This is a genomic window from Pseudovibrio exalbescens (assembly GCF_028737195.1).
In the GTDB taxonomy this organism is placed as follows: Bacteria; Pseudomonadota; Alphaproteobacteria; order Rhizobiales; family Stappiaceae; genus Pseudovibrio; species Pseudovibrio zosterae.
The window spans coordinates 84,536-105,090 of record NZ_JAQZAJ010000001.1 but is presented as its reverse complement, the minus strand read 5'-3'; the positions used below and the strand labels follow the sequence as shown (position 1 = coordinate 105,090).

Below are 20,555 nucleotides of genomic sequence, written 5' to 3'. Positions count from 1 at the left end.
TACGGAAGAGAACACTACCCCTAAACGAGGAACCAACAACCCTCTTATTGGGAAAACTAAGTAGACTTCAGGCTAAACGTGCCGATAACCGCTCACGCCATGGAGGTCCAAAACGCCCTCAGAACTGAGGAACTGAACACGAGGATCAGTGGGTTCGGGCGAAACAAATCTACCAATTCGCGTCACGGGCACACCAGCTTTGCTCACAGCGCGTTCAAAGCCTTCTGCGTGATTAGGAGCGACGGCACAAAGCAGCTCATAGTCATCACCGCCAGTGATCACCGTCGTAATGTCAGAAGGTTTAGCTGCAACCCAGTTGCCAGCCGCGCGTGACAATGGAAGCTGGTCCAACTCAACGTGAGCCCATAGGTCTGCCGCCTTGCACATATGCTCAAGATCAGCTGCAAGCCCATCCGACACATCCATGGAGGCAGACGCAAACTGCCTAACAGCATCTGCAGCAACCACACGCGGTTGTGGCAGCAGATACCGGTTCAGCAGAAAATCCGCATCGTCCTCGGAAAGCCCAATCTGCCCTGCACGCTCTGCACTCAGTCGCAACTGAAGGCCGAGAGCAGCATCTCCAACGGTCCCGGTAAGATAAATATAGTCGCCTTCAGAGGCGGATGTTCGACGTACCGTGCTTCCACGGGGGAGTTCCCCAAAGAAGGTTACAGAAAGCACCATTCGCCCCCCTGTCTTGATGGTATCTCCACCAAGCAAGGTGATTCCATAGGTCCTCTGGTCCTCCCCCAAGCCTTTGCAAAACTCGGCAATCCAGTGCTCATCGACATCTGAGGCAAGCCCGAGTCCAAGCGCGTACGCTGTGGGACGTGCTCCCTTGGACGCAATATCCGACAGGTTTACCCGCAGCGCCTTTGCTGCAATTGCAGCGGGAGGATCTTCAGGGAAAAAATGGACGCCAGAGGCCAACATGTCTTTGCTGACAACAATGTCGTGGCCATCTTGAGGGGTATAGACCGCGGCGTCGTCCTTGAGGCCCGCGGCCCCTGCGCCATCAGCAAGTGGAGCGAAATAGCGCTCGATCAGCTCAAATTCGCCAAGCCTTCGCTCCACCATAAACTTACGCGCTCTTTGAAGCGTCGTCGAACTCTTCAGGACGCAGCTCGCGAGCCAGACGGTTCATGATGCCGTTTACAAGACGTGTCTCATCCTGCTCGAAGAACGCCTTACATACATCAATGTACTCATTGATGATCACACGGGCAGGCACATCCTTCTTGCGATAGAGCTCAGCAGCCCCCACGCGCAGGATCGCGCGCAGCGTCGCATCAATGCGGCGAAGCGGCCAATCATCAGACAGTGCCTGATGGATGCGTGGATCGATCACACGTTGATCATCGATCACGGCCATCACGAGATCACGGAACCATGCCGGATCCGCATCACGGTACTGGTCGCCATCCATTTCCTTGCCAAGGCGAAATGCTTCAAACTCGCCCAGCACGTCATTCATCTGCGCGCCGCCAACTTCCATCTGATAGAGGGCCTGAACGGCTGCGAGGCGCGCTGCGCCTCGCTTGTTCGCTGGACGAACTTCAATTTCGTTTTTGTTATTGTCGTCGGTAGTCATAGACCTAATTTCAAACTCCGAAGTGGTCGCGCACACCAATCATCGCGAGGCACGCTTCTGCTGCACCACCACCCTTATTCTTCTTGTCTGCGCTCGCACGAGCCCAAGCCTGTTCCTGATTCTCAACTGTCTGAATGCCGTTGCCGACAGCCACCGCTGCATCAATGGTCAGTTCCATGATGGCACGGGCAGACTCATTGCTCACAATGTCATAGTGCGTGGTCTCACCACGGATCACGCAGCCGAGCAGCACGAAACCGTCGTAATCCGCATCGCCGTTTTCCATGGCCGCTAGCGCCATGGACAGCGCAGATGGGATCTCCAGTACGCCAGGCACTGCCAAACGAGAGATTTTCGCGCCAGCACGCTCCAGAACCTCTTCGGCTCCATCGTAAAGTGCATCCGCTAGCTCTTCATAAAACCGGGCCTCAATAACGAGGATATGTGGAATGACACTCATGACGGTGCTCTCTCTACTAGACTTGTGAAACTTGTGGTCAGGAACCACGTCTCGGGTAGTTTGTCCAGACAATTTGATGCCGCAGTTGCGGCATTCAAATCACGCTGTGAATTCTGCGAGCCGCGCTACATAACGCGACATCATATCAACCTCAAGGTTTACTTTGTCGCCCACCTTTCGATCGCCCCAGGTGGTCACTGACAGAGTATGAGGGATAAGGAATACCGAGAATGTGTTACCATCCGCTTCATTCACTGTAAGCGAAGTTCCATCAAGGCATACCGACCCCTTTTTGGGGATGAATTTTGCGAATTCCTCAGCGCATTCGAACTTAAGATACACACTGTCAGGATGTTCAGTGCGCTCAATGATGGTCGCGGTACCGTCTACATGCCCAAGGACCAAGTGCCCGCCCAGCTCATCGCCCATGGCAAGAGAGCGCTCCAAGTTGATGTTATCGCCAGCTTTCCAGCCTGCAACAGTGGTTAGCTGCAGGGTTTCCGTAGCCGATTCCACTTCAAACCAGGTCTTGCCGTCCTCAACACCCTTGGCAATCACTGTATGACACACACCACCACACGCGATGGATGCGCCAATAGCGATGCCATTGGCCTCGTATGAACAAGCGATACGGGACTTAAGCCCCGCAGGAACCTTTTCCACGGATGTGATCTTGCCAAGATCGGTAACAATGCCAGTGAACACTTATGTGATCTCCTTACTTCGCACGGTAGTGCAGCACGGCGTCCCCACCGCTATACCGCTCAAGTTTGCGGTCAAACCGTCCAGTTTTGTCCAGAGCCTCCACGCCCTCGTCCAGGAACGGCAGAATTCCGGTCCCAGAGACAACGCTCTGCCCTTTGAAGATGATGGCCTCGTCAATGACTTTCTCATCGAGCATCGCGCGAGCAATGTGGGCGCCCCCTTCGACAAGAACTTGAGACAGACCCCGCATGTAGAGAGCGGAGAGCACCGTATCAAGGCACACGTGGCCATTACGTACACAGTCGTTATTGATGACGGTCACACCAAGGCGTTCGAGCGCACTCACACGAGCATCCGATGCATTCTCGCCGGTCAAAACCCAGAGCGGCACCTCACGGCATGACTTGACCAACTTGGAATCGAGCGGCAAACGCGCTTGGCTGTCGAGGACGATGCGCACCGGAGACTGCCCTATCATTCCGGGCAATCTGCAAGTCAGCTCCGGGTCGTCTTCAAGAACCGTCCCGATGCCAATCAGGATGCCATCAAATCGGGCACGCAAACCATGCACCAGGCGTTTGCTCAGCGCGCTGCTGATGGCAAGCTGCCCTTCCCCAGTCTGACCGATGTAGCCATTGGCAGAAATTGCCATCTTCAGCATCAGGTGCGGACGGCCTTTTTCCACGCGCGCCAAATGGCCCTGCACTGCTTCACGGCATTCTTTCTCCAGAACGCCTGAGGTCACCGCAATTCCATTTTCCTGCAGGATGCCATGTCCCTTGCCACCTACCAACGGATTAGGATCGGCAATACCGTACACAACGCGGGAGATACCGGCCTTTACGAGGGCAAGAGCACAGGGCCCGGTACGCCCCTGATGCGCGCAAGGTTCAAGTGTGACGTAGGCTGTAGCGCCACGCGCCGCGTCTCCAGCCTGTTCCAGCGCCACAACTTCAGCATGGGGACCGCCCGGGGGCATGGTCGCGCCCCGTCCCACAACTACGGGCCCAAAAGGTCCCTGCCTTACTATAACCGCGCCAACAGGCGGGTTGGGCCAGGTGCGTCCTTGCGCGCGCCGACCATATGCCACCGCAGCAGCCATAAACTGCTCATCCAATGCGCGGGTCATAGGTCCGTCGGCGATCTCGCGCTCAACAGCTGTATCCGGCAAAGCTGGTACCTCATACGATTACAGAGTAACGACTAGGTACACTTAATCTCTTCTAGGCATAAGTAAAGGGTCTGACTCTGCATCGCTCAATTCATCAAGAAGAGCTTCAAAGTCCTTGGCCTCGCGGAAGTTCTTGTAGACCGACGCAAACCGCACATACGCGATATCATCCAGCGCCTTGAGGCCTTCCATGACGAGATGGCCGATATCCTCGGCCATCACATCGCTTTCTCCTGAGCTTTCTAGCTGGCGGACAAGGCCGCTCACCATGCGCTCGATCCGTTCTGGCTCCACCGGGCGTTTGCGCGTTGCGATGAGCACCGAACGCATCAACTTCTCCCGGTCGAAAGGCACACGACGTCCATTGCGCTTGATCACTGTCAGCTCACGCAGCTGCACGCGCTCAAACGTTGTAAAACGCCCGCCACATGTCTGACAAACACGGCGCCGGCGAATGGCAGTATTATCCTCGGTCGGCCGAGAATCCTTTACCTGCGTATCTTCGCCACCACAATATGGACAACGCATATGCGTGTGCCTCCCCTAAATACCAGTCTTTTTAAGCTCTTATCAGCCGCCGTAAATCGGGAAACGGCTGGTCAGCTTGACCACCTTTTCCTTAACGGCCAGCTCAACAGCTTCATTGCCTTCGTCGCTGTTCGCTTCACGCAGCCCGTCCAGAACCTCAGTGATCAAGAGGCCAATTTCACGGAACTCTTCCTTACCGAACCCACGAGTGGTGCCAGCAGGCGTTCCAAGACGAATCCCGGAAGTGATCGTTGGCTTCTGAGGGTCTAGCGGTACACCGTTTTTGTTACAGGTGATGTTCGCACGGCCTAGAGACTTCTCGGCGGCCTTACCCGTCAGGTTTTTCGGGCGAAGATCCACAAGCATCAGGTGGGTATCCGTGCCGCCAGAAACGATGTCCAGCCCGCCTTCGCGCAGAGTTTCAGCCAGAACCTGCGCATTCTCCACAACGTTCTTGGCGTAGGTCTTGAATTCCGGGCGCAACGCTTCGCCGAATGCGACAGCCTTCGCGGCAATCACATGCATCAACGGACCACCCTGCAGACCCGGGAAGATCGCAGAATTGATCTTCTTGGCGATGGCCTCATCATTGGTCAGAACCAAACCACCACGCGGACCACGCAAGGTCTTGTGAGTGGTAGACGTTGCCACATGGGCATGCGGGAATGGAGATGGGTGCTGACCACCAGCCACCAGACCAGCAAAGTGCGCCATATCAACCCAAAAATAGGCACCAACTTCATCAGCGATTGCGCGGAACGCAGCAAAGTCAATCTGACGGGAGTAGGCAGAACCACCGGCGATAATGATCGCAGGCTTGTGTTCACGCGCAAGAGCGGCAACTTCGTCCATGTCGATCAGGCCAGTGGATGTATCAAGGCCGTACTGAACAGCATTGAACCACTTACCGGACATGTTGGGCTTCGCGCCGTGCGTCAGGTGACCACCAGCATCAAGGCTCATGCCGAGCAGTGTGTCGCCCGGTTTGGCCATCGACATCAGAACCGCCTGGTTAGCCTGCGAACCAGAGTTTGGCTGAACATTGGCGAACTCGCAGCCAAACAATTCCTTAACGCGGCTGATCGCCAGCTCTTCAGCAATATCGACATACTCGCAACCGCCGTAGTAGCGACGACGCGGATAGCCCTCAGCGTATTTGTTGGTCATCACGGAGCCTTGGGCTTCCATGACTGCAGCCGAGACGATGTTCTCAGATGCGATCAGCTCAATCTCATTCTGCTGACGAGAGAGCTCCAGGTTGATCGCCTCAAAGATTTCCTTGTCGCCGTCGGCCAATGAACCTGTAAAGAAGTCTGGGTACAGTGGAGTACTGACTGTGTTATCCGTCAGGGACATTGTAAGGCCTCATATCTTTGGTGTCGCTAAATGGCGGGGTCAGGAGCCAAACCGCCAACACCCCGGGCGCTTTCAACTTGCGCTGGGAGCACACGTGCTACCACAGGAAACCACGCAAACCAAGGGTCTAGAGACTACATAGAGCATGATTGGGCCGGTGTTCACCCATATTTGCCTTCAGCTCTTCTGATCCCGTTCCAAACGGCGTTTCAGTTTCTGAGCTGCCAAAGCTTTTAGTTGTGCCTGCGAGGCATTGGGGTCGCCCACAACAGACACTTCCGTACCAGTGTCCGCGCAGATGGCGCTCACCTTCACATATCGGCCAACCTGATGCAGTTCGAAAAAGATTGTACTTGGCTTGCTCACACACGCCCCCAAACAAAAATGCCGCGGAACTCCGCGGCACTTCGCCAGATCAATTTACATTGATCGCCGCTGTGTCGGTGCCGCCGGTTCCAATTCCGTCTCGGTTGTAAATATCACCGCGGAAATGAACAACACCATCGGCCTGCGCCCAAGCGGTAATATAGGCCATATGCAGTGGAATCTTGCTCTTCATCCTCACGTCAAGACGTTCACCGCTGCGAATCGCATCATCCACCCGAGACCGGTCCCACTCAGGCGTGGTGGAGGACAACAGCCAGGTTGCCAGCTCACGCACGTTCTGAACGCGCACGCAACCTGAGGAATGGAAGCGATAGCCGCTGCCGAACAGCGATTGCTCTGGTGTGTCGTGAAGATAGACCTGATGGGTGTTATGGAAGTTGATGCGCATGGTGCCCATGGAGTTGCCGTCGCCCGGCTCCTGCGTGAAGCGATACTGCGTCGCCTCGTCAGTGCCCCAGTCAATGTCCTGCCACTGCAGCTCGTTTCCATGCCAATCAAAGATACGAATGCGGTTTTCCGCCAGGTAGTTCGGGTTTTCCTGCATACGCGGGATCAGATCCTTGCGGATAATGCTGACCGGAACCGTCCAATACGGATTGAAGTTCAACTCGTGAATGGCCGAATTCACAATCGGAGTCTGCCGATCGATCTTGCCAACCACGGCGGTGTGGCGTGAACGAACCTGTCCATGGTCAACCGCTTCGATGGAGGCGCCCGGAATGTTCACCATCACATAGCGATCTTTAAGCTTTGGCGCCAGTTCCTCAACCCGCTCCAGATTGGTCTGAAGCTGGCGCAAACGCGCATCCGCTGACACGTTGAGGGCGTCCAGAGTATCCTGACCGACGACACCATCTGGTGTCAGGCCGTGGCGTAACTGGAAGGCACGAACCGCCGAATCCACATAGCTGTCAAAGGTATTGGACAGCCCAGCGGACTGTGCCAGATCGCCTGAAACCATGAGGCGTTGGCGCAACGCAATGACATTGTCATGGCGCATCCCCATCCGCATGGCCTTTGTGCCGCCCGGTACCTGCGGCCAGCCGCCATTCACGACGATCTGCTGATACTTGTAAATTGCACCGCGCAGATAGTCTGCCGTCTCCAGAGTGATGCTGGGCTTTTGGAAGTCCAGCTTCGCCAGCTTTCCAGAGCCCCTATCAAAGCTATCCTGCCACTCGGTACCGTCAACAAACTGCAGCTGTCCAGAAGGCAGCTCAGCAGCAGGCGCAAATCCGTCATTTCCCAGGCTGTTCGGCACACCTGAATTTACCTGCGCAACAGCAGCGCCAGCACTCATTGCCAGTGCAGCCCCGCACAGCAGAGAAATGAGTCTGGATCGGCGAGTTTGGTCGATCTGGCTCAACACGAATAGCTCTCCAATTTCTTTAATACCGGCTACCAATCCAGCATACCCGATGGTTTCTAAGGATTTGGTAACCACGTCCCCGGCTGGAGCATTCATGTTAGGCCCCTGCTCCGGCTCCATGCTCGTGGCATGGTCCAAGGGATTTTGCAACCGCGTGATAACAACAAGTGGGCGCGAAACACCCCAGTGCGCCCGATACCTGAAGAAAAAGCCAGCTCAATATGGCTGCTTCATGTCCGTTTGACGCCTTTCGCCCAACATTCACACCGGCAAGTTCCAGCGCAACGCATCTGTCGTGCTGCGCCTCATGCTCCAAACACAAAAACGCCGCCTGATGGAGGCGACGTTTTTGAATGGGGTGTGTGATCCAACGCTTACAAGCGATAGAGAATCTGGTCTGTCCAGAAACGCTCGAGACGACGCAAGGAGCGATTGAGCTCGACAAGGTTCTCGGTGCCAAGTTCCCCGACCTGCTCGATAGACAGGACATGACGGCCATAAAGGTCATCAACAATCTGCGCGATCTCTCTGCCCTTCTCGGTCAGACTTACGCGCACAGAACGACGATCCATGCGAGAGCGTTCGTGATTGATGTACCCAGTTTCGACAAGCTTCTTAAGATTGTAAGAAACGTTGGAACCCAGATAGTAGCCACGGGTGCGCAGTTCGCCTGCCGTCAATTCGGAATCCCCGATGTTGAACAGCAACAGAGCCTGTACGCTGTTTACATCTGATCGTCCCATCCGATCAAATTCATCCTTGATGACGTCAAGAAGACGACGGTGCAGTCGTTCAATCAGTGTGAGTGCCTCAAGATAAGCAGGCTTCAACTCAGCCTTCTCTTCTTCCTGCGGCAGGACTTCGACTGCCCTATTTGTGTTCACCATTTGGTTGCGCCTCATGTCCATATTGCCGTGCAAGTCGTATTTTTGTTCCGCACTTGAAGCAAATTTACCCCACCGGCTCTAAGAACCGCTTAAGAGATACACTTAATGATCCCTTAATTCTCACAGTGCGCATCACACACCCGGGTAACCATTCGTTTACGATCCGCCGCGAAGGAACTGTATTATTGCGGAGAAATCGCGGTTTTCACCATCACTGTTGCAAAACTGCTCATAGAGCTCGGCTGCACGATGCCCCATGGGGGTCTCGGCTCCAAAGGAATCAGCGGCCTCACGAGCAAGGTGCAAATCCTTCAGCATCATCGCAGCTGCAAAGCCAGGCTTGTAATCATTGTTCGCTGGCGATGTCGAAACTGGACCCGGTATCGGACAGTAGCTCGTCAAAGACCAACATTGACCGGATGAAGTTGAAGCCACGTCAAACAACTTCTGAGGATCCAAACCCAGTTTCTCTGCCAGCAAGAATGCCTCGCACGTTCCAATCATCGAAATGCCAAGCAGCATGTTGTTACAAATCTTGGCGGCTTGCCCAGCGCCGGCGTCCCCGGCATGCACGACCGACTTCCCCATAACATCAAGGAGTGGACGTGCCTGTTCTACAGCCTCATCAGAACCGCCGACCATGAAGGTCAAGGTTCCAGCTGCTGCCCCAACTGCTCCCCCGGAAACCGGCGCATCAATCATATGCATTCCGGCCTCATGCGCAGCTTCCGCCACTTTCCGAGCACTCTCCACATCGATGGTTGAGCAATCAATCAGAAGTGTGCCTGGCTTTGCATGCTTCAAAACACCATCCTCACCGCGATAAACGGCATCTACGTGTTTTCCAGCAGGTAACATGGTAACAACAACTTCGGCTTCTTTAACAGCCGCACTTATGCTTTGCGCACATATTCCCCCTGCTTTTTTTATGGCTTCTTGCGCACTTGGGGATAGGTCGACACCTGTCACCTCATGGCCAGCCTTGACCAGATTGATGGCCATCGGACCGCCCATGTTCCCAAGACCAATGAACGCAATCTTCCTTAAGTCACCAGACATATTTACCTCCCCTAAATTGTCCGAAGCTTGTTATTCACGGCATAGGTGCAGTGTCAGCACAAACACTTATCCTGTGCAGCCCTACCTTAGCAGAATACGGGGAGTTCAGGAGCGCTTGGCCTGCTCTTCTCCGAATCTCTCGGAGAGGTACAAAAGGACCAGATAAAGGGCGATAGCGGCCATATAAAAAGCGATCTCGTAGGGTCGGCGCGCGAAAGTCTCAGCGAACACCGTGTGCATCACGACCTGGCACAATGAACGAAACAGCCAGATGACCGTTCCCCAGCTGGCGAGCAGCCACAGGCCAATAGCGGCAATCAGGTCCAGAACGGCAAAGAACACAATTGCACTCTGCCATTCGGTCGGCATATCGGGAAAGTAGAGGCCTCTCCAACTCTCAGCCCCAACGATGCGGGCCCAGTGTATGAGTCCCGCACCCAGCATGATGAGAGCCATCAGGCGCAGGTACACATGCAACATCTCCGTGAAGGAGGGTCCTCTGCGAACCATGTGCTCCAGTGTATTTCGCATAAGCCTGTTCCTAATGGCCCCAGTTGAAAGGCCTTGTCGGCCTAGAGAGTCAAATCGCCTCCTTTGGGTGGCATGAAATGCGCTTCAATTTCAACCTCATTTAGCTCACTCATGCGCTCTGGACGCCATTTTGGACTATGATCCTTGTCGATAAGCACTGCGCGCACGCCCTCATAGAAGTCATGCCCCTGCAAAATCTGCGACACAATCCGGTATTCCATGATCATGCAATCGTTCATGGAAAGCTCTGCGCCGCGTTTCAACTGACGGAAAGCAACCTCAATGCTGGTGGGCGAGCGCCCCCCGAGGGTGTCGAGCGTCTTGCGCGCAAAATCGTCATCGCTGCTTGCCTCCAGCTGGCTCAACGCCTCGAAGATGCCAGCAGTGGTATCAACGCCAAAACAGCTCTCGATGACTTGAGCTTTGTCGGAGATCGGCGCATGGCCCGCCTCAACACCGTATTCGTCCAGAACGGATTCGACATTATCAGCCGCGCAAAGGGCCGCCTCTAGAGCTTCAAACTTTTCCGCTGGCACGGCGTGGGTCAATATGCCTGCCCAGCAACAGTCGGCCTGATTGAGGCGCTCTGCCGTGAGCGCGCAGTAATAGCCCAGCGCATAGGGCAATCGCGGCAAGAAGTATCCGCCGCCCACATCCGGGAAGAAGCCAATACCGGTTTCAGGCATGGCAAACAGCGTCTTCTCCGATCCGACGCGATAGTGCCCATGCACTGAAATGCCAACACCGCCCCCCATAACAATGCCATCGATAAGCGCAACCAATGGGGTCTTGCAGGCTTTCATCGCCGCATTGAGACGATACTCATCAGCAAAGAACTGAACCGTTTCTGCAGCCTTTTCCGGTCCGGCCTTGGCAACCTGACGGATGTCCCCTCCGGCGCAAAAGGCTCTGTCGCTGTTGCTCTTGATGATGATGTGGCGAACACTTGGGTCCGCGTCCCATTCAGTCAAATGGTTGTGCATGGCGACAACCATGTCATGGGTCAGGGCGTTCAGCGCTTTCGCACGATTGAGCACCATAAGACCAGCATGGCCCTTTCGCTCAAAAAGGACCTCATCAGTCATAGTCATTCAAGCTCCGTTGTTTGATTAAAGCAGATCCGCAAAGAGACTCACTTACTGAGCTTCGCGGAAAATCTCTCTGGATATAATGAGACGCATGATCTCATTGGTGCCTTCAAGGATCTGGTGCACGCGAACATCGCGCAGATAGCGCTCCAGAGGATAGTCTTTCAGGTAGCCATACCCGCCATGCAGCTGCAGCGCATCATTGACCACCTTGAACCCCGTGTCGGTCGCAAGGCGTTTGGCCATTGCAGCCATTTTGGTGGCGGATGGATCTTTCTGATCCAGCAACGACGCCGCCTTGTACAGCAACAGGCGCGCCGCCTCCAGCTCCGTTGCCATATCCGCAATGCGGAACTGCAACGCCTGGAACTGGTTTAGATTGCGGCCAAACTGCTTACGCTCCCCCATATACTGAATTGCCTGATCCAAACAGGCCTGAGCGGCACCCAAGGAGCATGCGCCGATGTTAAGCCGCCCGCCGTCGAGCCCCATCATGGCGATCTTGAAGCCACCCCCCTCTTCACCGATACGATTGGCGACTGGCACACGGCAATCCTCAAAGTTCACCTGCGCCGTTGGTTGGCTGCGCCATCCCATCTTGTGCTCATTGGCACCAAAGCTGAGGCCCGGCGTTCCTTTTTCAACAATCACACAGGAGATCCCAGCCGGCCCCTCCTCGCCCGTGCGCACCATCACCGCGTAAAGATCAGAAGTTCCAGCACCAGAGATGAACGCCTTGGACCCGTTCAGAACATACTCGTCGCCATCGCGAACAGCGCGGGTGCGCAGCGCTGCGGCATCGGAACCAGATCCCGGTTCGGTAAGGCAGTAGCTTGCGATCATGCCCATGCTACACATCTGCGGCAAGAACCGCTGACGCAGCTCCTCATTTCCGAACTTGTCGATCATTCCCGCCACCATGTTGTGGATGGAAAGAAAAGCTGCGGTGGAGGTACATCCCTTGGAAAGCTCTTCAAAGATCAAAGCCGCATCCAGACGCCCCAGCTCAGAACCGCCAACATCTGAAGGAACGTAAAGACCTGCCATGCCCAACTCGGCAGCCTTTCTCAGCGTTTCGACCGGAAAGAAAGAGTTCTCGTCCCACTCTTTGGCAAATGGAGCTAATTCTTCGGCGGAAAAACTGGACGCCATATCAACAATGGCGCGCTGTTCTTCTGTCAGTTGAAAATCCATAGTTGCAGCCCTCCCAAACTACAATAGATCAGCATTTTCTATAGCTTGCGCAATCGGTACGCGCACAGTGGCACTGCGTCAATTCGCATATAGCAGCACATATATCACGAGAGAATAATTTGAGCTTGCTGGAAAAAAATGATCGAACTTGCAGAAAAAAGGGAGGTTTTGAGGTGAATCCTACCGCCAGCCTATGTTATCTGCAAAAACACTATCCCCGACTGAGACGGCATAGCGTTTCGCCTCGCCGGGCCCCAAAAGGTTCTTAACGGTGAATTTCAATGGCAGATAAGATCAATACTCCTCACGTTCCCAACGTTGCGTCCGTACTTGGCGGCCGCCGCATGCGACGCAATCGTTCCAGTGACTGGTCACGCCGACTGGTCCGCGAGAACGAGGTAACAGTGAACGATTTGATCTGGCCAATTTTTCTGATGGATGGCAACAACGCAACCGAGGCTGTCTCCTCCATGCCGGGCGTCGAACGCTATACCGTTGACAGAGCGGTCAAGGCCGCTGAGGAAGCCGCCACACTTGGCATTCCAGCGCTGGCGCTCTTTCCCAACACACCAAATGAATTGCGTGACGACGACGGCACCGAGGCACTAAACGACAACAACCTGATTTGTCGCGCCCTGCGCGCCATCAAGGATGAAGGCATTCCCGTCGGCCTGGTTACCGATGTTGCCCTCGACCCCTATACCAGTCATGGGCATGACGGCTTGTTGCGCGGTGAGATTATCGTCAACGACGAAACAGTCGAGCAGCTATGCCGCCAGGCGCTCGTGCAGGCTGAAGCAGGTGCCGACGTTATCGCCCCATCTGACATGATGGACGGCCGTATCGGTGCCATTCGCGAGACGTTGGATGCAAACGGCTTCGACGATCGTCAGGTAATGGCCTACTCTGCGAAGTATGCCTCAGCGTTCTATGGCCCTTTCCGAGATGCCGTTGGTACCAACGCAATGCTGAAGGGCGACAAACGTACCTATCAGATGGACCCCGCAAATACGGATGAAGCCCTGCGCGAAGCCGAGCTAGATCTGCAGGAAGGGGCCGACATGATCATGGTCAAGCCAGGCATGCCGTACCTTGATATCATCCGCCGGGTGAAAGACACTTTCCTCGTCCCCACCTATGCCTATCAGGTCTCCGGGGAGTACGCGATGATTTGCGCAGCCGCACAAAATGGTTGGATCGACTATGAGCGCGCCATGATGGAGAGCCTTCTGGCGTTCAAACGCGCAGGTTCTGATGGCATCCTGACCTATTTCGCGCTGGAAGTAGCCAAAAAGCTCAAAGGCTGAACAAGCCTCTCTCCATTATTTATGGCGGGCCTGATGGCCCGTCCTCACTTCCAACAGATGTGAACTGTGCCATGTCCCTGCCCGTTACCCTTGAAGACATCGAGCGCGCTGCAAAGGCGATTGAAGGCGCAGTTCTGCGCACGCCATTGTTACCAGCGCGCCACCTGGATGAGATCACTGGCACAAGCATTTTCGTCAAGTACGAGAACATGCAGGATACCAATGCCTTCAAGGAACGTGGCGCGCTCAACAAACTCCTCAGCCTGAGCGCGGAAGAACGCGCCAAAGGCGTCATTGCCATGTCGGCAGGCAACCACGCACAGGCGGTTGCGCTTCATGCGACACGACTGGGCATACCAGCGGTCATCGTCATGCCGCTGAACACACCGCATGTCAAAGTTGCCGCCACCGAAAACTATGGTGCCACGGTCGTTCTCGCTGGTGAAACCGTTGATGATGCGCGCGAGGAAGCGGACCGCTTGTCCAAAGAGCACGGCTACACATGGGTACATCCCTACGATGATTCATATGTGATTGCTGGTCAGGGAACCATTGCCCTCGAGATGCTTGAGGACATGCCCGAACTTGATGTTTTGGTTGTGCCCATCGGCGGCGGCGGCATGATCTCGGGCATGGCCATTGCCGCCAAGGCAAAGAAGCCTTCCATCGAAATCATCGGTGTGGAAGCCGTCCTGTTCCCCTCCATGCACAATGCACTGTCCGGCAAAGAGCGCCCCGCGGGCGGCAATACACTTGCTGAGGGGATTGCCGTGCGCCGTGTTGGCGCGCTCACCAAGGAAATCACGTCTGAATTGGTCGAGGACATCATCCTCGTCTCCGAAACCCAAATTGAGCAAGCCGTCAACGCCTACCTGACACAGCAAAAGACCATCGCTGAGGGGGCTGGGGCGGCAGGTCTTGCGGCCGTCATGGCGCAGCCTGAGCGGTTTAGAGGCAAGAAAGTCGGGCTTGTCTTGTGTGGCGGAAACATTGATCCACGCCTCCTCACATCCATCATGCTCCGAGAGCTGGTACGCAGCGGCAACATCATCTCGATCCGCTGCACCATACCGGATCGTCCAGGCATCCTTGGCGAGATCTCGACGCTTATTGGGGGCCTCGGTGGCAACATTCTGGAGGTCTCCCACCACCGACTGTTTCTCGATGTCCCTGCAAAAGGCGCTACGCTAGACGTCACAATCGAGACCCGCGGTAGCACCCATGCGGCCACAATCATCAAGGCGCTGGAAGACAACGGCATCAACGTTGCCCATCTCGCAAGCGCAGACCTTAGAAACTAAAGGGTTGAGCCAGCATTTACTCATCGCTTCACGTTGAAAAAGGGGCGCATGTCCATTACCTGTGACAGTAACGGCAGCATTATCGATTTTAAGAGCGCAGGATGAACCAGGACATTTTTGCCAACCCATCATACGATCCGTATACAAGTCCAGCGCTGTTTTCAGGCGTTCGGACCCGGCGGATGTTTGGATTCTTTATTGATGTCATTGCCATTTTGATCCTCACCACCATCGCCTCAGTCTTTGTGTTCCTACTCGGGATCTTCACACTGGGTCTGGCATGGCTTTTGTTGCCCATCATTTGGCAGGCAGTCGCTCTTTGCTACACCGCCTTTACATTGGGCGGGCCCAATGCAGCCACCCCTGGCATGCGCGCCATGGGCCTTGAGATGCGTCTTACCAACGGGATGAAGCCCTATCCGCTTTTCGCGGCCATCCATGCCCTTCTGTTTTGGTTTTCGGTCGCCCTGCTCACCCCGTTGATCCTGCTGATTTCTCTGTTCAGTGACCGCAAACGCTTGCTGCATGACATGATCCTTGGCAGCGTGATTGTAAATTCCTCAGTGGAAAGACGGTAAACCCTCGACCATCTCATAAAACTTGGTTCGTGACCTCGCTCCCATTACCAACTAGGAATAGGGGTCGATGACTCGAAACACGGGGATGCAATGGGGTTTTCTGAGATACCGATGATCTTGACCTTTCTGATCATTGGCACAGCAATCGTGCTGTATGCCACGGAAAGGTTCTCCATTGAGATCATTGCACTGGGCCAGGTCGTGGCCCTGATGCTTCTCTTTTTGATTTTCCCCCAAGAGTTTCAAGGAAAGACTCTCGAGGTCTCGGACTTCCTTCAAGGCTTTGCGAACCCGGCGCTCATCACAGTGATCGCGCTGTTGATCGTAGGTCAGGGCTTGTTTCAGACCGATGCTCTGGAAAAGCCTTCTCAGTTCATTCTCGATGTAACGCGACATCGCAAATGGCTGGCGGCCAGCCCGCTGCTGATCCTTGTGGGAGCCATGAGCGCCTTTCTCAACAACACGCCTGTTGTTGTCATGGTACTGCCCATATTGACGGCCATCGCAACAGCGCACGCCACCTCGCCTGCGCGGATTTTGATGCCACTGTCGTTCATCACGATCCTCGGCGGCATGACCACCATGATTGGCTCGTCCACCAACCTGCTCGTCGCAAATGTCGCCAACCAGACCGGTGAAGTACAGATCGAGTTTTTCACCTTCACGCAGCTGGGAGCCATGCTCGCTGCTGTCGGCTCCATTTATGTGCTTTTCATCCTGCCGCGCATCCTTACACCGCGCAAAACCATGGCAGAAGAGTTTCAAGGCCAAAGCGGCAAACAGTTCATTGCGCAAATTCCAATCATCTTTGGGCATCCTCTGGTGGGCAGCAAAGCCGTTGCAGGTCTCTTCCCGGAACTCAAGGACATGACTGTCCGCCTCGTTCAGCGCGGCGAGCGCCCTCTGCTTCCCCCATTCGAGAACGTGGTTCTGAGCCCGGGTGACACGGTAATCGTGGCAGCTACGCGCAGCACCCTCACCCGCGCCCTGAGCGACCGCCAGCCACTCTTGAAGCCAACCTCTGCAGATGAAGACACTCCCGAGCGGGAGACGAGCAGCATTCCAACCGGAACCCTTGCTCTGGCTGAGGCAGTGGTGGCACCGGGCTCCCGTCTGATTGGCCGTACAATCTCTCAGGCTGGCTTTAGAGCAGAAACCGGTTGTGTGGTTACCGGCCTTCAGCGCCGCAGCCGTATGCCGCGCATGCCCATGAGCGACATCCGCATGGAGTCGGGCGATGTACTGCTGATCGGCGGCAACCGGGAAAACATCAATCGCTTGCGCGGCAATCGTGACGTCCTTCTTCTCGATTGGTCGACAGTTGAAGTGCCTCAACGCCGATATGCCCGCCGCGCCCTTGGCATCTTCGCCGCCATGATTACGCTTGCAGTCACGGGCATGGTGCCGATTGTTGTTGCCGCCGTTGCAGCAACATTCGGCATGATTGCCGGACGCTGCCTCAATGTGCGTCAGGCCCTTCGCACCATCGACAGCCGTATTTTCATGCTGATTGGATCGTCGATCGCATCGTCGCTGGCACTGGAGGCAACAGGCGGTGCCTCGCTCATCTCAGCCTATCTGGTGACATTGGCAGACGGCTATTCGCCCGCAGTCCTGCTTTCCCTGCTTTTTGCAGTGGTGGCTGTGCTGACCAATCTTCTGTCCAACAATGCAACAGCGGTGCTCTTTACACCCATTGCCATTGATATGGCCCATCGTTCCGGCACCCCTGTAGAACCCTTCATCGTCTGCCTGATCATGGCGGCGAACTGTTCTTTTGCAACGCCGATTGGCTATCAAACCAACCTGATTGTTATGGGACCGGGCCACTATAGATTCAGTGACTTCATAATTGCTGGAACACCCCTTGCAGTTATCATATGGTTGACCTTCTCATTAATCGCGCCATGGTATTATAGTCTGTGAATGAATACTTGGCCTCCGGAGCGGTTGCGTGACACGACAGCCATTTGATAACCCTCAGTTCTACCTGACGGCTCCCTCAGATTGCCCTTACCTACCTGATCGCAAAGAGCGAAAGGTCTTCACGCATCTCGTTGGCCCAAGTGCGGCTTCATTGAATGACATTCTGACACAAGGCGGCTTTCGCCGATCACAGAACATTGCCTATCGCCCGGCCTGCGAAGACTGCAGAGCCTGCATTTCTGTGCGCGTGTGCGTGGATGACTTCAAATGGACCAAGTCCTTCAAGCGCCTTTGGAAAAACGACCAGTGCCTGGTTGGCGCGGAACTGCCCGCAGGCCCAAGCGCGGAACAGTACGACCTTTTCAGGTCTTACTTGCTCTCACGCCATCACGACGGTGGCATGGCCGAGATGAGTGTCATGGACTATTCCATGATGGTGGAAGACACCCACGTGAACACGGCCGTCATTGAGTATCGCCGCCGAGGGCCCGACACATTCATCACTGGCGCAGGCGAAGGGCCGCTCTTGGGCGTTGCCCTGACAGACCGCATGTGCGACGGCCTGTCCATGGTGTATTCGTTCTACGATCCCGAGCAAACTGCACTCAGCTTGGGCACCTTCATGATCCTCGACCACATTGTCCGCGCCAAGCAACTTGGCCTCCCCTACGTTTATCTGGGATATTGGGTCGATGGCTCGCCAAAGATGAAGTACAAAGAACGCTTCCAACCCCAGGAACATCTGGGCGCTTATGGCTGGCAGCGCGTAGACCCACCCGACGACAAATAAACTAGAATTCGGTGTCTTGCGCCCTTATATAGGTCGCGACTTTCTTCAGCTGCCTGCAGAACTCTTCTTCAGACAAACGCTTAGTTTGAATGTTATAGCGCGAGCAGTGGTAACTGCTGAACAGCCGCTTGCCATCCGGCAAATCCCACTCACAATCATGCGCAAACGGACAAGCTGAAATCAGCACCCCATAAGCACGCAAGATCGCATCATGAGCCTGCCGACCAACCGCGAACAATGCCGAGGCGTTTCTATGGGCTTTCAGCATGCGCACAAAAAACGGGTTACAGTTCTTGATCTCCTGCGCGGTTACCTTGTTTTGTGGCGGGACACATCGAACGATATTGGTGATGAGTACATGGTCCGCCCATATGCCGCCCCCGGGTGCAGCCTCATCACGGTAGCGTGCAAGTCCGGCCTCCACCAAGGCTCTTGAAAGCAATAGCCCGGAAAAGTCGCCTTGAAATGGGATCCCGGTCCGGTTCCCGCCTTTCAGGCCGGGCGCAAGCCCAACCACAATCAGCTGAGGCTTTGAGGCGCCGTAATCCGGAACAGGGGCATTGAACCATTCTGGGTTTTGCGCTGCGACCTCCCGCCGAAACGCAAAGAGCCGCGTACAGGCTCTACATCCCGCACGCGGCTCCTTGTAATTCCTTTCAAGGGTCATTGGGAAGCCCAACCCTCGATCGTGTCCTAGTAGTCGTCGTCCATATCGTCTTCCTCTACCCGAGGAGGACGCTCATTCGGATCGCGGCCGACGCGCTGCATCAAGGACGCCAGCTCGATGAAGTGGTCTGCCTGACGGCGAAGGTCGTCTGCAATCATTGGCGGCTGGGTCTGAAGTGTGGAAACAACAGATACCTTACGGCCTTTACGCTGCAGCGCCTCAACAAGCGAACGGAAGTCACCATCGCCAGAGAACAGTACAATGTGATCTACATGATCCACCATCTGCATGGCATCTACTGCCAGCTCGATGTCCATGTTGCCCTTGATCTTGCGGCGACCGGTGGAGTCCACGAATTCTTTGACCGGCTTCGTAATGACTTTATAGCCGTTGTAGTCAAGCCAATCGATCAGCGGACGTATAGAAGAGTATTCCTGCTCTTCAACGAGAGCAGTATAGTAGTAAGCCCGGAGCAAATAGCCCTGAGCCTGAAATTCCTTCAAAAGTCGCTTATAATCGATGTCAAACCCAATCGCCTTCGCAGTCGAGTAAAGATTTGCGCCATCAATAAATAAAGCAACCTTCTCGCGGGGATCGAACATTTTGTTTTTAACCTTTCCGCTGCACAGTAACCACTGCCACAATTTAAAATACGAATAACCACATACTACCCAAAAATTACGAGCAAAAATACTGCCGAAATAAATGGGATTATATTTAGTTTAACTCTCGCAGTTACCGTTCATCTTCGTCGCCACAACAAGACAAAGCTTGCGCACACACTTTCACATGTTTTACTTGCTGCAGAAGATAATCCGGCACCTGTTAAAATTTGGCCAATGCCTTCCGACTCATGAAGTCGACCCTAATCTAGGCTAAATAAAATTTATAGATCGATACTCGTTAAAATTAACAGGAACCGTGGCTTCCCAAGCCAAAAATCTCAAAATTGCCTAATTTCTACTGATTGATCCCGCCAACCTTTACCTTGGGATCGATGAAACTCGCTCAAGTAGCACTGCCCTACATCTTCAATTCCAAAACCCTGCGTCAAATAACCATTTAGATCAGTGAGTTTCACATATATCGCACTCATTCACAAAGGCGCGGATACGTTGACGTAATGATGATTTTTAGCCATTCTAGGCAAAAGACTACCTGTAGGTCTTGCGTATCGGAAAAAAGCCAATTATGAGTGGCCAACTAATTTTCCTCAAAAATGGAGTGTTCGCATGGCGCGCGTGACCGTCGAAGATTGCATCGACAAGGTCGAAAACCGGTTCGAGCTCGTGCTGCTTGCCAGCCATCGCGCCCGGATGATTTCCAGCGGCTCCCCGCTGACGATCGACCGCGATAACGATAAGAACCCAGTTGTGGCGCTTCGTGAGATTGCTGAACAGACCGTCAGCCCCGAAGACCTTAAAGAAGACCTGATCCATTCCCTTCAGAAGTTCGTTGAAGTGGATGAGCCTGAAGCCGAAACTGCCCCAATGGTTCCATCCAACCCGCAGGCAGTGCAGATCAACGCTGTTGACGACAACGAAGTGGAATTCGACCGCATGACGGAAGAAGATCTGCTGAAAGGCCTTGAAGGTCTTGTCCCACCAGAGCGTTCCGACGACTATTAAGTTATAGAGTAGCTTGATGTCGGCGCCGG

The 20,555-nt window shown here is 54.6% G+C and carries 22 protein-coding genes; 6 read left to right on the top strand and 16 right to left on the bottom strand.

Annotation, left to right across the window (positions count from 1 at the left end; translation table 11 throughout):
* Nucleotides 1–72: 72 nt before the first annotated feature.
* The 14 genes from thiL to PUV47_RS00460 form a co-directional block, all read right to left on the bottom strand.
* Nucleotides 73–1,080, bottom strand: coding sequence for a thiamine-phosphate kinase (gene thiL, locus PUV47_RS00525; RefSeq protein ID WP_274216490.1), 1,008 nt, complete (start codon nucleotides 1,078–1,080; stop codon nucleotides 73–75).
* 4 nt (nucleotides 1,081–1,084) lie between these two features.
* Complete coding sequence (gene nusB / locus PUV47_RS00520) at nucleotides 1,085–1,594, bottom strand: transcription antitermination factor NusB (protein WP_274216489.1); 510 nt, start codon at nucleotides 1,592–1,594, stop codon at nucleotides 1,085–1,087.
* A 10-nt stretch (nucleotides 1,595–1,604) separates the two neighbouring features.
* Entirely contained in the window at nucleotides 1,605–2,054 is a 450-nt protein-coding gene (ribH, locus tag PUV47_RS00515; protein ID WP_274216488.1) for a 6,7-dimethyl-8-ribityllumazine synthase, read from the bottom strand.
* A 99-nt stretch (nucleotides 2,055–2,153) separates the two neighbouring features.
* Complete coding sequence (locus PUV47_RS00510; protein ID WP_274216487.1) at nucleotides 2,154–2,759, bottom strand: riboflavin synthase; 606 nt, start codon at nucleotides 2,757–2,759, stop codon at nucleotides 2,154–2,156.
* Nucleotides 2,760–2,772: 13 nt separating this feature from the next.
* Entirely contained in the window at nucleotides 2,773–3,930 is a 1,158-nt protein-coding gene (gene ribD, locus PUV47_RS00505) for a bifunctional diaminohydroxyphosphoribosylaminopyrimidine deaminase/5-amino-6-(5-phosphoribosylamino)uracil reductase RibD (protein WP_274216486.1), read from the bottom strand.
* Nucleotides 3,931–3,972: 42 nt separating this feature from the next.
* Nucleotides 3,973–4,458, bottom strand: a complete 486-nt coding sequence (gene nrdR, locus PUV47_RS00500) for a transcriptional regulator NrdR (protein WP_274216485.1) — start codon at nucleotides 4,456–4,458, stop codon at nucleotides 3,973–3,975.
* Between the two features lie 42 nt (nucleotides 4,459–4,500).
* The gene (gene glyA, locus PUV47_RS00495; protein WP_274216483.1) at nucleotides 4,501–5,814 is read right to left on the bottom strand and encodes a serine hydroxymethyltransferase; all 1,314 of its coding nucleotides are present in this window, start codon (nucleotides 5,812–5,814) and stop codon (nucleotides 4,501–4,503) included.
* Between the two features lie 177 nt (nucleotides 5,815–5,991).
* Nucleotides 5,992–6,180, bottom strand: a complete 189-nt coding sequence (locus tag PUV47_RS00490) for a DUF6898 family protein (RefSeq protein ID WP_274216482.1) — start codon at nucleotides 6,178–6,180, stop codon at nucleotides 5,992–5,994.
* Nucleotides 6,181–6,229: 49 nt separating this feature from the next.
* On the bottom strand, nucleotides 6,230–7,666 hold the full coding sequence (locus tag PUV47_RS00485; RefSeq protein ID WP_274216481.1) for a L,D-transpeptidase family protein: 1,437 nt from the start codon (nucleotides 7,664–7,666) through the stop codon (nucleotides 6,230–6,232).
* A gap of 278 nt (nucleotides 7,667–7,944) precedes the next feature.
* A complete protein-coding gene (gene ldtR / locus PUV47_RS00480) occupies nucleotides 7,945–8,457 on the bottom strand; it encodes a transcriptional regulator LdtR (protein ID WP_274216480.1) in 513 nt (170 codons plus the stop codon).
* Nucleotides 8,458–8,613: 156 nt separating this feature from the next.
* On the bottom strand, nucleotides 8,614–9,516 hold the full coding sequence (gene mmsB / locus PUV47_RS00475) for a 3-hydroxyisobutyrate dehydrogenase (protein WP_274216479.1): 903 nt from the start codon (nucleotides 9,514–9,516) through the stop codon (nucleotides 8,614–8,616).
* 105 nt (nucleotides 9,517–9,621) lie between these two features.
* Entirely contained in the window at nucleotides 9,622–10,047 is a 426-nt protein-coding gene (locus PUV47_RS00470; RefSeq protein ID WP_274216477.1) for a DUF6163 family protein, read from the bottom strand.
* Between the two features lie 41 nt (nucleotides 10,048–10,088).
* A complete protein-coding gene (locus PUV47_RS00465; protein WP_274216476.1) occupies nucleotides 10,089–11,138 on the bottom strand; it encodes an enoyl-CoA hydratase/isomerase family protein in 1,050 nt (349 codons plus the stop codon).
* 45 nt (nucleotides 11,139–11,183) lie between these two features.
* The gene (locus tag PUV47_RS00460) at nucleotides 11,184–12,329 is read right to left on the bottom strand and encodes an isobutyryl-CoA dehydrogenase (protein ID WP_274216475.1); all 1,146 of its coding nucleotides are present in this window, start codon (nucleotides 12,327–12,329) and stop codon (nucleotides 11,184–11,186) included.
* Nucleotides 12,330–12,610: 281 nt separating this feature from the next.
* On the opposite strand from PUV47_RS00460, the gene hemB reads away from it, so the two are divergent.
* The 5 genes from hemB (at nucleotide 12,611) to PUV47_RS00435 (ending at nucleotide 18,231) form a co-directional block, all read left to right on the top strand.
* On the top strand, nucleotides 12,611–13,636 hold the full coding sequence (hemB, locus tag PUV47_RS00455) for a porphobilinogen synthase (RefSeq protein WP_274216474.1): 1,026 nt from the start codon (nucleotides 12,611–12,613) through the stop codon (nucleotides 13,634–13,636).
* A 71-nt stretch (nucleotides 13,637–13,707) separates the two neighbouring features.
* The gene (locus PUV47_RS00450; protein WP_274216473.1) at nucleotides 13,708–14,937 is read left to right on the top strand and encodes a threonine ammonia-lyase; all 1,230 of its coding nucleotides are present in this window, start codon (nucleotides 13,708–13,710) and stop codon (nucleotides 14,935–14,937) included.
* Nucleotides 14,938–15,119: 182 nt separating this feature from the next.
* Nucleotides 15,120–15,515 (top strand): RDD family protein, encoded by a 396-nt coding sequence (locus tag PUV47_RS00445; protein WP_319620939.1) that lies wholly within the window; start codon nucleotides 15,120–15,122, stop codon nucleotides 15,513–15,515.
* Nucleotides 15,516–15,626: 111 nt separating this feature from the next.
* Nucleotides 15,627–17,441 (top strand): SLC13 family permease, encoded by a 1,815-nt coding sequence (locus tag PUV47_RS00440; protein ID WP_274216471.1) that lies wholly within the window; start codon nucleotides 15,627–15,629, stop codon nucleotides 17,439–17,441.
* Nucleotides 17,442–17,469: 28 nt separating this feature from the next.
* Nucleotides 17,470–18,231 carry an arginyltransferase gene (locus PUV47_RS00435; protein ID WP_274216470.1) on the top strand — a complete coding sequence of 254 codons (762 nt, stop codon included), beginning with the start codon at nucleotides 17,470–17,472 and terminating at the stop codon, nucleotides 18,229–18,231.
* Nucleotide 18,232: 1 nt separating this feature from the next.
* On the opposite strand, the gene PUV47_RS00430 is transcribed toward PUV47_RS00435, so the two are convergent.
* Entirely contained in the window at nucleotides 18,233–18,898 is a 666-nt protein-coding gene (locus PUV47_RS00430; RefSeq protein ID WP_274216469.1) for a uracil-DNA glycosylase, read from the bottom strand.
* A gap of 26 nt (nucleotides 18,899–18,924) precedes the next feature.
* Nucleotides 18,925–19,500: an NYN domain-containing protein gene (locus PUV47_RS00425; RefSeq protein WP_274216468.1), complete on the bottom strand. Its 576-nt coding sequence runs from the start codon at nucleotides 19,498–19,500 to the stop codon at nucleotides 18,925–18,927.
* Between the two features lie 630 nt (nucleotides 19,501–20,130).
* Between PUV47_RS00425 and rpoZ the strand changes: the two genes are divergently transcribed.
* Nucleotides 20,131–20,526, top strand: coding sequence for a DNA-directed RNA polymerase subunit omega (rpoZ, locus tag PUV47_RS00420; RefSeq protein WP_274216467.1), 396 nt, complete (start codon nucleotides 20,131–20,133; stop codon nucleotides 20,524–20,526).
* The last annotated feature ends 29 nt before the right edge of the window (nucleotides 20,527–20,555 follow it).

What these genes read in the sequence shown, in the direction of transcription:
- thiL (WP_274216490.1), bottom strand. Translation starts at nt 1,080, where the DNA reads ATGGTGGAGCGAAGGCTTGGCGAATTTGAGCTGATCGAGCGCTATTTC.
- nusB (WP_274216489.1), bottom strand. Translation starts at nt 1,594, where the DNA reads ATGACTACCGACGACAATAACAAAAACGAAATTGAAGTTCGTCCAGCG.
- ribH (WP_274216488.1), bottom strand. Translation starts at nt 2,054, where the DNA reads ATGAGTGTCATTCCACATATCCTCGTTATTGAGGCCCGGTTTTATGAA.
- nrdR (WP_274216485.1), bottom strand. Translation starts at nt 4,458, where the DNA reads ATGCGTTGTCCATATTGTGGTGGCGAAGATACGCAGGTAAAGGATTCT.
- glyA (WP_274216483.1), bottom strand. Translation starts at nt 5,814, where the DNA reads ATGTCCCTGACGGATAACACAGTCAGTACTCCACTGTACCCAGACTTC.
- PUV47_RS00485 (WP_274216481.1), bottom strand. Translation starts at nt 7,666, where the DNA reads ATGAATGCTCCAGCCGGGGACGTGGTTACCAAATCCTTAGAAACCATC.
- ldtR (WP_274216480.1), bottom strand. Translation starts at nt 8,457, where the DNA reads ATGGTGAACACAAATAGGGCAGTCGAAGTCCTGCCGCAGGAAGAAGAG.
- mmsB (WP_274216479.1), bottom strand. Translation starts at nt 9,516, where the DNA reads ATGTCTGGTGACTTAAGGAAGATTGCGTTCATTGGTCTTGGGAACATG.
- PUV47_RS00470 (WP_274216477.1), bottom strand. Translation starts at nt 10,047, where the DNA reads ATGCGAAATACACTGGAGCACATGGTTCGCAGAGGACCCTCCTTCACG.
- PUV47_RS00465 (WP_274216476.1), bottom strand. Translation starts at nt 11,138, where the DNA reads ATGACTATGACTGATGAGGTCCTTTTTGAGCGAAAGGGCCATGCTGGT.
- PUV47_RS00460 (WP_274216475.1), bottom strand. Translation starts at nt 12,329, where the DNA reads ATGGATTTTCAACTGACAGAAGAACAGCGCGCCATTGTTGATATGGCG.
- hemB (WP_274216474.1), top strand. Translation starts at nt 12,611, where the DNA reads ATGGCAGATAAGATCAATACTCCTCACGTTCCCAACGTTGCGTCCGTA.
- PUV47_RS00450 (WP_274216473.1), top strand. Translation starts at nt 13,708, where the DNA reads ATGTCCCTGCCCGTTACCCTTGAAGACATCGAGCGCGCTGCAAAGGCG.
- PUV47_RS00445 (WP_319620939.1), top strand. Translation starts at nt 15,120, where the DNA reads ATGTTTGGATTCTTTATTGATGTCATTGCCATTTTGATCCTCACCACC.
- PUV47_RS00440 (WP_274216471.1), top strand. Translation starts at nt 15,627, where the DNA reads ATGATCTTGACCTTTCTGATCATTGGCACAGCAATCGTGCTGTATGCC.
- PUV47_RS00430 (WP_274216469.1), bottom strand. Translation starts at nt 18,898, where the DNA reads ATGACCCTTGAAAGGAATTACAAGGAGCCGCGTGCGGGATGTAGAGCC.
- PUV47_RS00425 (WP_274216468.1), bottom strand. Translation starts at nt 19,500, where the DNA reads ATGTTCGATCCCCGCGAGAAGGTTGCTTTATTTATTGATGGCGCAAAT.
- rpoZ (WP_274216467.1), top strand. Translation starts at nt 20,131, where the DNA reads ATGGCGCGCGTGACCGTCGAAGATTGCATCGACAAGGTCGAAAACCGG.